Here is a 13,499-nt window from a genome sequence, read left to right on the forward strand (position 1 = left end):
GCTTTCCCTTTTTTTGATTATTTGTCGCCGAAATGAATAACGGTACGAATAGACTTGCCTTCGTGCATCAGGTCAAACGCCTCGTTGATCTGCTCCAGCGGCAGGCGGTGGGTAATGAACGGGTCGAGGTTAATTTTCCCGGCCATCGCATCTTCTACCATACCCGGCAGTTGAGTGCGCCCTTTCACGCCGCCAAACGCGGAACCGCGCCACACGCGCCCGGTCACCAGCTGGAACGGACGAGTTTTGATTTCCTGACCGGCACCGGCTACGCCGATAATCACGCTCTCGCCCCAGCCTTTATGGCAGCATTCCAGCGCGGAACGCATCACGTTCACGTTGCCGATACACTCAAAGCTGAAGTCCACGCCGCCGTCGGTTAATTCTACAATCACGTCCTGGATTGGTTTCTCATAATCCTTCGGATTGATGCAGTCGGTGGCGCCCATTTCGCGTGCCAGCTTGAATTTTTCCGGGTTGGTATCAACGGCAATAATGCGGCCAGCTTTTGCCTGTACCGCGCCCTGAATAACCGCCAGGCCAATACCGCCGAGGCCGAACACAGCAACGCTGTCGCCTTCTTTCACTTTAGCCGTATTGTGTACCGCGCCGATGCCGGTAGTGACGCCGCAGCCCAGCAGGCAGACTTTATCCAGCGGCGCCTGCGGGTTAACTTTAGCCAGAGAGATCTCGGCCACCACGGTGTATTCGCTGAAGGTGCTGGTGCCCATATAGTGATAAATAGGCTCGCCGTTGTAGGAGAAACGGGTGGTGCCGTCCGGCATCAGGCCTTTACCCTGGGTAGCGCGAACCGCCTGGCAGAGGTTAGTTTTGCCGGACTTACAGAACTTACATTCGCGGCATTCGGCGGTGTATAAAGGGATAACGTGGTCGCCCGGCTTCAGGCTGGTAACGCCCTCGCCCACTTCTACCACGATACCGCCGCCTTCATGGCCCAGTACCGCAGGGAAGACGCCTTCCGGATCATCGCCGGACAGGGTAAACGCGTCGGTATGGCAAACGCCGGTATGGGTGATTTTTACCAGCACTTCGCCTTTCTGTGGTGGAGCAACATCAAGTTCAACAATTTCCAGTGGTTTACCCGGCCCAAAGGCCACCGCAGCACGTGATTTCATAACTCTCTTCCTTTTGGTGAGGGTGTTTTTATTTTAGATAAGAGCGGATTAAAGTCCCGACTTCCGCCATACGCAGCGCGCGCTGGTCTTCTGAAGTGTCGCCGGTGACCAGCTCATCTTTGAGGTGAATTTCCATCATTTCGCCCATCAACCCGTTGGCTGCGCCGCGAACGGCGGCGATCTGCTGCAAAATAGCGAGACACGGCTCGCCGCTTTCCAGCGCGCGCTCCAGCGCTTCCGTCTGGCCGCGAATACGCCGGACGCGGGTGAGAATGCGTTTTTTGTCTTCGGGTGAGTGTGGCATATTCGCCCCCTATATACTGTAGGGGGGTATAGTACATGAGTTTACAGCAGATTGATAATTTACTATTAACTATGTTGTTATGCGGTCTGAGAAACACAGGAAGAGCAATGCGCGCCTATCAGGCGATATTCGGATAATTCCTGGGTCAGGGGAGAACAATCAGCCCCTGCTGATATAAAGAATACAGTGGCATACGATAGTCTGTTGTTAACCCGTGATTAAGGATGTCCCTTTCCGTTCGTTCTGAGTCGATGTCACAGGTGGCTTTACTCTTCTTCAAATTTTCGGGCAGATAACCTCTCTGCCCATTTTTTTGTGCATGGCATAAAGAACTCATATACGGACTGTCCCCTTCCACCGTATCAACAAAGTAACCATGGACCCAAAATTGTTGCCCTATAGCTTCTTTTTTATGTGTGGAAAACGAGTGCAGAGTCTGGCGCTACGGCCTTTCAGATTTTATATCGAGATTTTCGGTGGGATAATTACAAGCAGATGCACGCGATCAGGCTGAACATTTTATTTCAGAATCTTATAATCTTTTTTCCGCAGAGAATGTAGATTGCCGTGTAAAACACCACCTCCCCAGGAGGTGGTATATAATTACGCAGTTATCTTTTAATGCTGTTGACTCTCCAGCAAAAGAAGATAATCAGGAAGATAAGAGCGACCTGTTATTATCTCCAAAGAATGTATGCAGCGTATCACCATATCCACTGAGCCGTAGCAATAATGCATTATTATAGCCATCTGTTTCAGCTGCTCTGCTGTGAACACGGACATATCAGTAAAGTCTTTAACATACACCATATCCATTTCCAGCAACTGATTTGCGGGTTTGTCTCCACAGTGGCTGACGGGATACAAAAACATATTTTTTTGAGCAGCAATACAATGAGGCAAAAAGCCCTGCCTGCGCATCTCAAGATCAATATCACCAAACGAGGGCTGGCCTAGATACAGAGGGAGGAAAGAGACCTCAAGCTGAACAACCAATGTGTTCCTGAGTGTATCCACGCCATGTTGTAATATACTTAACTCACTGCCCTGCACATCCATTTTAAGTAAATCAATGCGTTCTATTTCATTGATATCATCAAGACGCCGAGTCGAAATAGGTATTTGCTCTTTGACATCACTATATTGCCCGGCACGATAATTGGAGCTGAGGCCAAACATGACTGGGTTAGCGAGAAAAAGGGACGCTAACCCGCTGTATTTATATAGATAGAGTATATGTTCATTTCCATCCCCAATAGCATAAGGAAGGAAAGTAACCGAGGCGCTAGCCATCTCCATAAGTGCAGCATAAGCTTCCGGCTGCGGTTCAAACCCGACAACATTGGCAATCCCTTTTTTCATTAATATACTGTATGGCGGGTCACCGTCACATGGGTTTGCACCTATATCTACAACTCTGGTTTTTTCTTCAGCGCTTAATATTTGCTCCAGTGATAGTTTATGCATTACTACTCCGCCCTTTGACTATTTTGAAAGGAAAGAAAACATCAAGCAATCTCTGATTAAATGTATACATAACAAGGCAGAGGATGTCGGGAATCAGCAATATGAGCGCAAGTTCATTATCGAATCCTGGCCCACCCAGCCACATTCCGGTAGTCATAAAGATACTGATGATGCTACCTGCAAGTATGGTAAAGTAACAAACTCTCCATATATTGCTTGCTTTGCTGCGGAAGTAATAAACAAACGCACATATCAGGCACGGCAGACCCGCTAATAGCGAGATATAAAAGCATATTGCATAAGGCCAAAATACAGATGAGATATCTTGCGGGATATCGATCCCAATATAAGCAAAAACCAGGGTTGTTACCCATGCTTTACCCTGTATCAGCATCAGCACCCAATGATACCACGGAAGCGTTAGCTCCCCATTAGCATTATAATCATGCTCCGAAAAGTAAGAGTGCTTCATGATTTTTCCTTATACAAGGACAAAACAATTGGCCCAAATTGTTCGGGGTGCCCCTGGAATAGAACATTATCAGGATTAATATTCATGATATGGCGAGCAATACGATTGCGTAACACTGTATCATCAATCAGTTTAATTACCATATCAGTATACTCCTGCACGGAGCGAGTCACTAACTGAGCAGGTAAATCAAGTCGATTGAACAAACCTTCATCTATATGTTCATGAACTTCAGGCCCGGTAAGACAAACCCCCGGAAGCCCCTGGCGTACGGTATCAACAATGCCATTCGTATTACCAAACGGGAATGGGTTGATAAACATATCACAAGAATTAATTACGCCGAGATAATCGTTATACCCTAACTGAGCATACACCTTTGCATCTGGTAAATAATTATGGACAGCTTTTTCAAGCGCCAGGTGCATTAATCCATGGCTAAAACCGACAAGAAAATGAAATTCAATCATTCTTTTAGAATCAGCCTGAATGCGCTGGCATGCATGCAAGAATCCGGGGTTGATTTTCATAATTGAGGCACATACAGCCACATGAATTTTATCACGCTTTGGTTTAGGCCAGATTATCTCGGGTATCTTAATATTTGCCGGTGGTACATAAGGTAAACAATCTTTAGGCAACGCGACAACCCGCTCACTAAAGCAGCCAGGGTCACCAAGATAATCTTCTTCTACAAGAACCGCATCAATAAATGCAGAGTTTGTGGTAGCGGGGTGCCCAAGTGCCATAACTTGCAATGGTGCCAGTCTTAGATTTGTTAGCAGTATGGTTAACGGGAACATTCCAATACTTGGGAAATAAATTACATCTGGTTTTATTTTATTCGCTAGCTCAACAATTTCGGCCACAGAACTGCCGTAATTAACCTGTGTAAATTCATCAAATACTCCGCGTGTTATCTCGTCAGTTGTATCCGGTAACGCTACGCCGTGTGTGACGAACTGAGCCCTGGCGGCTCGCAGGGTACTGGAATGTGTTCTATAAATAGAATGGCCGCTATTAAACCATTCCAGAACGACCAGCATGACGGGTTTTTCACGCACCGGCGGAAGACTGGTTATATCACTTAACCCTTTTTTATGGAGCGATTTACGGAGATGGTAGTTCAGGCTGCCTTTAATTGCATGTTTTTCTGGCAGGTCTGCATAGCTGCAATGCATATAAACATCGTGAATGATATTTTCAGGCAAACCTGAGAGATCGTCTAACTCAAGTAATTTAGGTGGCAGCCATGCGAGAAGCTGCTCTTTCTTTGCATGACTCTGCTCGCTAACGGCCATACGGGGAGACAACATAGCAAGGCATAGCGCCGCAGTAGCTTTCGGCTTATAACTCCACAATGCGTCCGGCTGTAGCGGGATATTTGAATCTGGAAAATACATCATGCAAAACTTATAAAAGTTATTGCCTTCAAATCGCAATGGATGAGCCTGTGCCTCACCGGCCTGATTAAGACTTGTTATAACATGGTCAGCATGCCCAAACGAAGACCCGGCAAATAACGCTGCCATCCAGCGATGCAGGTTCATCATCAGAACAAATCCATTTTCTGAAAGTTCAAAATCCGGATCTGAAAACAGTGCAGATATAGCCGCTGCCGCTCTGTTGCAATAAACGTATGGTTCAATATTATTTAAATCTTCACCAAAAGCGGTCCACTTTCCGTAATGGCGATCGAGGGCATTCAATAAAGACATCAGCGAACGGCCAGCATCTTCATGTCTACGATGGGCTACCTGATATTCAAATAGCGCAAGGGAAAATTCTTTTTGAGGACTGGACATTCTATTCCTTGATATATAAATGCTTTTCTAAGCAATGATCTGTTTCACAGAAAAATAAAGCCCTACCCTTCACAATGCATTAGATAAGATGCTTTGGAGAATAAGACATTCAATCGCTCTATAATACAGACTATTCCCACCCGAAAGTATGGGACAACCGCCCCCTGGAAAAGTAATTACCAGGAAAAATCCTAACAACTGCGTTCAATAAAAATGCCGCCCCAGTTAGGGCGGCATCACATTACTCAAGAAAGATATTGTTACTGCGGTTTTTTCGTGTCCAGGGTGATAATTCTGCAATCATTGCCGCTTTCGTCACACAGGCGTACGGTCGTGACCGCACTCTGCGATTCATCATTCAGCTTGCTTAATACAACCGGTGTATCTTTCTGTTTCTCCAGCGCAGTGCCGCTCTGACCATAGGCTGCATTTCCAGGCTTAGGTGGAATCACCGGGCCGACCGGAGTAACCGGGTCAACCGGAGTTACCGGACCGACTGGGTTAATAGGTTTAGGCTTAATAACCAGCCCGGTAGCATTTTTGGTAACATTCTCCCCTTTTCCATTGACTGAATGCCCCGATATCGTATTGCCTTCAAGATCGTAGTCACTGTCAATCCCGTTTCCGTCAATACTTCCGCCGGTAATATTTGCATCTATAATGGTTGACGGTTTTCTGAACATAATGCCATCTTTATGCGTTGATTCACCCGTAATATTACCCCCCGTTATTGATCCATTATCAACCAGCGTACCCGTCCCATTGGTGGAATTACCATTGATGGACGACCCATTGGTGTTGGTCACATTGCCATCAATGTGGGTCCCGTTACCGTTGGTCGAGTTGCCGTTAATGGTCGAGTTGTTGTTGCTCAGGTTACCCGAGATATCCACGCCCGCGCCGTTGGTCGAGTCGCCGTTGCCGGTGACATTGTTCAGCGTACTGTTGCCGTTGATATCCAGACCGGTGCCGTTGTTCGACTCGCCGGAGATATTCCCGCCCGTCACCGTTCCGTTGTCGATCACCAGGCCACTGCCGTTGTTGCTGGCATTCCCGTTGATGGACGATCCATTGGTATTGGTCACATTGCCGTCGATCTGGGTCCCGTTACCGTTGGTCGAGTTGCCGTTAATGGTCGAGTTGTTGTTGCTCAGGTTACCCGAGATATCCACACCCGCGCCGTTGGTCGAGCCGCCGTTGCCGGTGACATTGTTCAGCGTACTGTTGCCGTTGATATCCAGACCGGTGCCGTTGTTCGACTCGCCGGAGATATTCCCGCCCGTCACCGTTCCGTTGTCGATCACCAGGCCACTGCCGTTGTTGCTGGCATTCCCGTTGATGGACGATCCATTGGTATTGGTCACATTGCCGTCGATCTGGGTCCCGTTACCGTTGGTCGAGTTGCCGTTAATGGTCGAGTTGTTGTTGCTCAGGTTACCCGAGATATCCACACCCGCGCCGTTGGTCGAGCCGCCGTTGCCGGTGACATTGTTCAGCGTACTGTTGCCGTTGATATCCAGACCGGTGCCGTTGTTCGACTCGCCGGAGATATTTCCGCCGGTCACGGTTCCGTTGTCAATCACCAGGCCGCTGCCGTTGTTGCTGGCATTCCCGTTGATACCCGCCCCGTTGGTGTTGGTCACATTGCCGTCAATGTGGGTCCCGTTGCCGTTGGTCGAGTTGCCGTTAATGGTCGAGTTGTTATTGCTCAGGTTACCCGAGATATCCACACCCGCGCCGTTGGTCGAGTCGCCGTTGCCGGTGACGTTGTTCAGCGTCGTGTTGCCGTTGATATCCAGACCGGTGCCGTTGTTCGACTCGCCGGAGATATTCCCCCCGGTCACGGTTCCGTTGTCAATCACCAGGCCGCTGCCGTTGTTGCTGGCATTCCCGTTGATACCCGCCCCGTTGGTGTTGGTCACATTGCCGTCAATGTGGGTCCCGTTGCCGTTGGTCGAGTTGCCGTTAATGGTCGAGTTGTTGTTGCTCAGGTTACCCGAGATATCCACGCCCGCGCCGTTGGTCGAGTCGCCGTTGCCGGTGACGTTGTTCAGCGTACTGTTGCCGTTGATATCCAGACCGGTGCCGTTGTTCGACTCGCCGGAGATATTCCCGCCCGTCACCGTTCCGTTGTCGATCACCAGGCCACTGCCGTTGTTGCTGGCATTTCCGTTGATGGACGACCCATTGGTATTGGTCACATTGCCGTCGATCTGGGTCCCGTTACCGTTGGTGGAGTTGCCGTTAATGGTCGAGTTGTTATTGCTCAGGTTACCCGAGATATCCACGCCCGCGCCGTTGGTCGAGTCGCCGTTGCCGGTGACATTGTTCAGCGTACTGTTGCCGTTGATATCCAGACCGGTGCCGTTGTTCGACTCGCCGGAGATATTCCCGCCGGTCACGGTTCCGTTGTCGATCACCAGGCCACTGCCGTTGTTGCTGGCATTCCCGTTGATGGACGATCCATTGGTATTGGTCACATTGCCGTCGATCTGGGTCCCGTTACCGTTGGTGGAGTTGCCGTTAATGGTCGAGTTGTTGTTGCTCAGGTTACCCGAGATATCCACGCCCGCACCGTTGGTCGAATCACCGTTGCCGGTGACATTGTTCAGCGTACTGTTGCCGTTGATATCCAGACCGGTGCCGTTGTTCGACTCGCCGGAGATATTCCCGCCGGTCACGGTTCCGTTGTCGATCACCAGGCCACTGCCGTTGTTGCTGGCATTCCCGTTGATGCCCGCCCCGTTGGTGTTGGTCACATTGCCGTCAATGTGCGTCCCGTTCCCGCTGGTCGAGTTACCGTTAATGGTCGAGTTGTTATTGGTCAGGTTCCCGGAGATATCCGCACCCGTACCGTTGGTGGAATTACCCTTGGCCGTCGTGTCCTTCACGGTACTGTTGCCGTTGATATCCAGGCCGGTGCCGTTGGTTGAGTTCCCGGTAATGTTCCCCCCGGTCACGGTCCCGTTGTCAATCACCAGGCCACCTTTGTCGGTGGAGGTCCCGTTGATACCCGCCCCGTTGGTGTTGGTCACATTGCCGTCAATGTGCGTCCCGTTGCCACTGGTCGAGTTGCCGTTAATGGTCGAGTTGTTGTTGCTCAGGTTACCGGAAATATCCGCACCCGTGCCGTTGGTGGAGCCGCCGTTGCCGGTGACGTTGTTCAGCGTACTGTTGCCGTTGATATCCAGGCCGGTGCCGTTGGTGGAGTTCCCGGTAATGTTCCCGCCCGTCACGGTCCCGTTGTCGATCACCAGGCCGCCTTTGTCGGTGGAGGTCCCGTTGATGCCCGCCCCGTTGGTGTTGGTCACATTGCCGTCAATGTGGGTCCCGTTGCCGCTGGTGGAGTTGCCGTTAATGGTCGAGTTGTTATTGCTCAGGTTGCCGGAGATATCCGCACCCGTCCCGTTGGTCGAGCCGCCGTTGCCGGTGACGTTGTTCAGCGTACTGTTGCCGTTGATATCCAGGCCGGTGCCGTTGGTGGAGTTCCCGGTGATATTCCCGCCCGTCACGGTACCATTGTCGATCACCAGGCCGCCTTTATCGGTGGAGGTCCCGTTGATACCCGCCCCGTTGGTGTTGGTCACATTGCCGTCAATGTGGGTCCCGTTGCCGTTGGTCGAGTTACCGTTAATGGTCGAGTTGTTGTTGGTCAGGTTCCCGGAGATATCCGCACCCGTGCCGTTGGTGGAACTGCCGTTACCGGTGGCATTGGTCAGCGTGCTGTTACCGTTGATATCCAGACCGGTGCCGTTGGTGGAGGTCCCGGTAATATTGCCGCCGTTGACCGACCCATTGTCCAGCACCACGCCCGCGCCGTTATTGCTGGCGTTACCGGTGATGGCTCCGTTACCGTCCACTTTACCGTCAATGTGGGTCCCGTTGCCGCTGGTGGAGTTACCGTTAATGGTCGAGTTGTTATTGGTCAGGTTGCCGGAAATATCCGCACCCGTGCCGTTGGTGGAACTGCCGTTACCGGTGGCATTGGTCAGCGTGCTGTTACCGTTGATATCCAGACCGGTGCCGTTGTTGGAGGTCCCGGTAATATTCCCCCCGGTCACGGTCCCGTTGTCAATCACCAGGCCACCTTTGTCGGTGGAGGTCCCGTTGATACCCGCCCCGTTGGTGTTGGTCACATTGCCGTCAATGTGCGTCCCGTTGCCACTGGTCGAGTTGCCGTTAATGGTGCTGTTGTTATTAGTCAGGTTCCCGGAGATATCCGCACCCGTACCGTTGGTGGAACTGCCGTTCCCGGTGGCATTGGTCAGCGTGCTGTTGCCGTTGATATCCAGGCCGGTGCCGTTGGTGGAGTTCCCGGTAATGTTCCCCCCGGTCACGGTCCCGTTGTCAATCACCAGGCCGCCTTTATCGGTGGAGGTCCCGTTGATCCCCGCCCCGTTGGTGTTGGTCACATTGCCGTCAATGTGCGTCCCGTTGCCGCTGGTTGAGTTGCCGCTGATGGTCGAGTTGTTATTGCTCAGGTTCCCGGAGATATCCGCCCCCGTCCCGTTGGTCGAGTTCCCGTTGCCGGTGACGTTGTTCAGCGTGCTGTTGCCGTTAACGTCCAGACCGGTGCCGTTGGTGGAGTTCCCGGTGATATTCCCCCCGGTCACGGTCCCGTTGTCGATCACCAGGCCACCTTTGTCGGTGGAGGTCCCGTTGATGCCCGCCCCGTTGGTGTTGGTCACATTGCCGTCAATGTGCGTCCCGTTGCCACTGGTCGAGTTGCCGCTGATGGTCGAGTTGTTATTGCTCAGGTTCCCCGAGATATCCGCACCCGTGCCGTTGGTCGACCCGCCGTTGCCGGTGACGTTATTCAGCGTCGAGTTGCCGTTAACGTCCAGACCGGTGCCGTTGGTGGAGTTCCCGGTAATGTTCCCCCCGGTCACGGTCCCGTTGTCAATCACCAGGCCGCCTTTATCGGTGGAGGTCCCGTTGATCCCCGCCCCGTTGGTGTTGGTCACATTGCCGTCAATGTGCGTCCCGTTGCCGCTGGTTGAGTTGCCGCTGATGGTCGAGTTGTTATTGCTCAGGTTCCCGGAGATATCCGCCCCCGTCCCGTTGGTCGAGTTCCCGTTGCCGGTGACGTTGTTCAGCGTGCTGTTGCCGTTAACGTCCAGACCGGTGCCGTTGGTGGAGTTCCCGGTGATATTCCCCCCGGTCACGGTCCCGTTGTCGATCACCAGGCCACCTTTGTCGGTGGAGGTCCCGTTGATGCCCGCCCCGTTGGTGTTGGTCACATTGCCGTCAATGTGCGTCCCGTTGCCACTGGTCGAGTTGCCGCTGATGGTCGAGTTGTTATTGCTCAGGTTCCCCGAGATATCCGCACCCGTGCCGTTGGTCGACCCGCCGTTGCCGGTGACGTTATTCAGCGTCGAGTTGCCGTTAACGTCCAGACCGGTGCCGTTGGTGGAGTTCCCGGTGATATTCCCCCCGGTCACGGTCCCGTTGTCGATCACCAGGCCACCTTTGTCGGTGGAGGTCCCGTTGATACCCGCCCCGTTGGTGTTGGTCACATTGCCGTCAATGTGCGTCCCGTTGCCGCTGGTGGAGTTCCCGTTAATGGTCGAGTTATTGTTGCTCAGATTTCCGGAGATATCCGCACCCGTCCCGTTGGTAGAGCCACCGGTGCCGGTGACGTTGTTCAGCGTCGAGTTGCCTTTAACGTCCAGGCCGGTGCCGTTGGTGGAGTTCCCGGTAATATTGCCCCCGGTCACGGAAGCATTATTAATTACCACGCCGGTACTTTCGGTGCTTTTACCATTAATGGAACCACCATTGGTATTAGTAACATTCTGGATAAATTCAAGACCTAAACCGCTGGTGGATGTGCCATTAACGGTGCTGTTATTATTGTTTAGCGCCCCCCAAACATACCCACCGTGCCCAGAATCAGAAACCCCGCTCAAGGTAGAATTAATTAATCTGTAGCCCATGTCCTGGATAAGAAAACCAGCAGCGCTAGTTGACTTTCCGGATAGAGTGCTATTTGTCGCTACACTGTAACCCCCTAGCTCTACTCCATAACCATTCGTACTGCTACCAGTAACACGAGTGTTTGTAAGATCTGAATATAGTCTTACTCCTGAATCCTCCTGGCTGGTGCCAATAATAGTACCTCCAGTAATTGTTGAACCACTGAAATACACACCGACACCAGTATCAGTTGTTCCTGTAATAGTTGAATTATTCATTACTAAATTGGGTGTATTTACCCCATCACTTCTCCCCATGACCCCAACACTTGATGTTGAAGTCCCGGTTATTACGCTATTGCTAACAGATATGTTACCACCCTCGAAATAAACGCCACTGTTATTGTCAGATGTACCATTAATCGTCGCTGATGACGCATTAATTGAAGATCCTAATAATAAAGAAATTGCATTGCGCCCAACAGCCGTTACCACGACGGTCATATTACCCGCAGTATTCAGGGTACTATTACTCATAGAAAAGGAATGATTACTGGTGCCCGCCTTCCCCTTCGCGCTGAAATCCCCACCGTTTAAATTCAGGGTGCTGTTCGCCAGCGTGATGGTGCTGTTATTGCCCGACTGCAGGTCCACACCCAGCTTGCCGGTGGTGGAGGTAATATTATTATTAATATTGATGTTACCATCCGCCAGCATCGACAGCGTTGCATCTGTCCCCGCCGTTTTTTCGATGGCCGCGTTCAGCGTAATGTTCCCCAGTTGGCTGCCGGTCGCCGGGCTGCCGTTGGTGGTGATGGTGACGCTGGTCCCATTGTTCAGCTTGTTATTGATGCTGGTATTCAGAATCTGTGAGCCGTTCGCGGACGGCGTAAATGTGGTGTCCGTCCCCACGGACGTAGTTACATTCGCATCCGCACCGGTACCCACGATGGTCACGTCCGTCGGGTCAAGCAGCCACAGTCCGCCCTGGCCCTTCGTTGCGCCGGCATCCGCTTCGCCAAAGGCCTGGAGATTGTTTTTGCTCGAGGTTTCCACCCTCCCGCCGTTGCCGCCCAGCAGGCCGCCCCGCGCCGCGATAGTACCGTGGAACGCCGTATAATCATCTGACCAAAGTACCACCTCACCGCCGTTACCGTTGCCGGTAGCGGAGGCATCAATGGTGGCGCCTTTTTGCATTACAACGGCACCGGCGTGCTTAATAGCCGGATCTTTCCCCTGCCATCCTCCGCCAATATGAACCGCGCCGCCTACGTCACCGCGCGCATCGATACGGCTCTCTTTAGACAAAAGAATGTTTTGTCCTTCAATAAGCACTCCACCAGCTTTCTCACCCGCCGCGAGGCCTCTCGCATCAAGAAAGCCTGCCTGGTTCACCACGCCGCTTTCCCCGCCATCCAGCACGATACTGCCGTTGTGGGTGCCGATCGTTTGGGCCTGAAGAATGCCGGTGTTATTCACCACCGTATCCATCAGCATGTTTTTACCGCGCGCGGTCAGCTGGATAGTACCGCCATCCGCGCGGATAAGCCCGCTGTTGCTGACCAGAGCATTAATCGTCGCGGTGTTAACCACCACGCCAATCAGCTGGGACTGGTTAATTGACAGCGATACGGTATCACCCGCGGCCAGCGCCGTGCGCCCGCCGGGGGTATGGATCTCACCGCTGTTGCTGACATGCTTGCCCAGCAGGGCTATATAGCCATTGGGGGCGCTTTTCAGGTTCCCCTGGTTGATAACTTCGCCCTGGCTTCCGTTCGCGTCCAGCACGTAGCGGCCTTCAGCAAAGTTTTTGTCGCTCATGGACAAGGTACTGGCGACCAGGCCCCCCACGTTGACCTGGGCGCCTTTGCCAAACAGCACGCCGTTCGGGTTCAGAAGGAAGACCTGGCCGTTGGCATTAAGCGAGCCCAGAATTTCTGACGGAGTATTCCCCACCACCCGGTTAAGGGCAATGCTGTTGGCATCCGGCTGCACAAACAGCACGCCGTGGCCCTTGGCGATATCAAAGGTATCCCAGTTAATGCCCAGCTTGCCGGTCTGCTGCTGGATAGTCATGTTGGTGCCGTCGCTGGCGATGCTGCCCTGGCCGTTAATAATCTGCCCGTTGGTCGGCAGCGCAGGGTTGGCCATTACCAGGTTGGGTAACGTTCCCAGTAAGGCACCTGTCAATAATGCCAGTTTGCTCAGGCGCGAACCCAGCTTGCCCAACGCACCAGCGGAGGGAGAGGAAGTCCCAAGGAAGGATCCCCCATAAGATTTGGTAAACTCACTTACAGCAACCAGGCATCCCAGGCGCTTACAGAAAACTAATTTATATAAATTCTTATTCATAATAGATATCCATATGTGAATAAACTCCCCTCAGCAGGTGAATGCATA

General features: G+C 52.2%; 6 protein-coding genes and 1 pseudogene. All 7 read right to left on the bottom strand.

Annotated elements, in window-relative coordinates; genetic code table 11:
- Positions 1-17: 17 nt before the first annotated feature.
- Positions 18-1,136 carry an S-(hydroxymethyl)glutathione dehydrogenase/class III alcohol dehydrogenase gene (locus ACG1VR_RS12250; RefSeq protein WP_172570042.1) on the bottom strand — a complete coding sequence of 373 codons (1,119 nt, stop codon included), beginning with the start codon at positions 1,134-1,136 and terminating at the stop codon, positions 18-20.
- Positions 1,137-1,164: 28 nt separating this feature from the next.
- Positions 1,165-1,440, bottom strand: a complete 276-nt coding sequence (locus ACG1VR_RS12255; protein ID WP_016536335.1) for a metal/formaldehyde-sensitive transcriptional repressor — start codon at positions 1,438-1,440, stop codon at positions 1,165-1,167.
- A 355-nt stretch (positions 1,441-1,795) separates the two neighbouring features.
- Positions 1,796-2,006, bottom strand: a pseudogene (gene tnpA, locus ACG1VR_RS12260) (IS200/IS605 family transposase); the annotation flags it as partial.
- A gap of 52 nt (positions 2,007-2,058) precedes the next feature.
- On the bottom strand, positions 2,059-2,907 hold the full coding sequence (locus tag ACG1VR_RS12265) for an FkbM family methyltransferase (RefSeq protein ID WP_395488900.1): 849 nt from the start codon (positions 2,905-2,907) through the stop codon (positions 2,059-2,061).
- Positions 2,900-3,379: a DUF2919 family protein gene (locus tag ACG1VR_RS12270; RefSeq protein WP_395488901.1), complete on the bottom strand. Its 480-nt coding sequence runs from the start codon at positions 3,377-3,379 to the stop codon at positions 2,900-2,902. The genes ACG1VR_RS12265 and ACG1VR_RS12270 overlap by 8 nt, the downstream gene beginning before the upstream one ends.
- Positions 3,376-5,184 carry a glycosyltransferase gene (locus ACG1VR_RS12275; protein WP_395488902.1) on the bottom strand — a complete coding sequence of 603 codons (1,809 nt, stop codon included), beginning with the start codon at positions 5,182-5,184 and terminating at the stop codon, positions 3,376-3,378. The genes ACG1VR_RS12270 and ACG1VR_RS12275 overlap by 4 nt, the downstream gene beginning before the upstream one ends.
- A 260-nt stretch (positions 5,185-5,444) precedes the next feature.
- Entirely contained in the window at positions 5,445-13,451 is an 8,007-nt protein-coding gene (locus ACG1VR_RS12280; RefSeq protein ID WP_395488903.1) for an ESPR-type extended signal peptide-containing protein, read from the bottom strand.
- Between the last annotated feature and the right edge of the window lie 48 nt (positions 13,452-13,499).

It is taken from the genome of Cedecea davisae, assembly GCF_044095835.1.
GTDB lineage: Bacteria > Pseudomonadota > Gammaproteobacteria > Enterobacterales > Enterobacteriaceae > Cedecea > Cedecea davisae.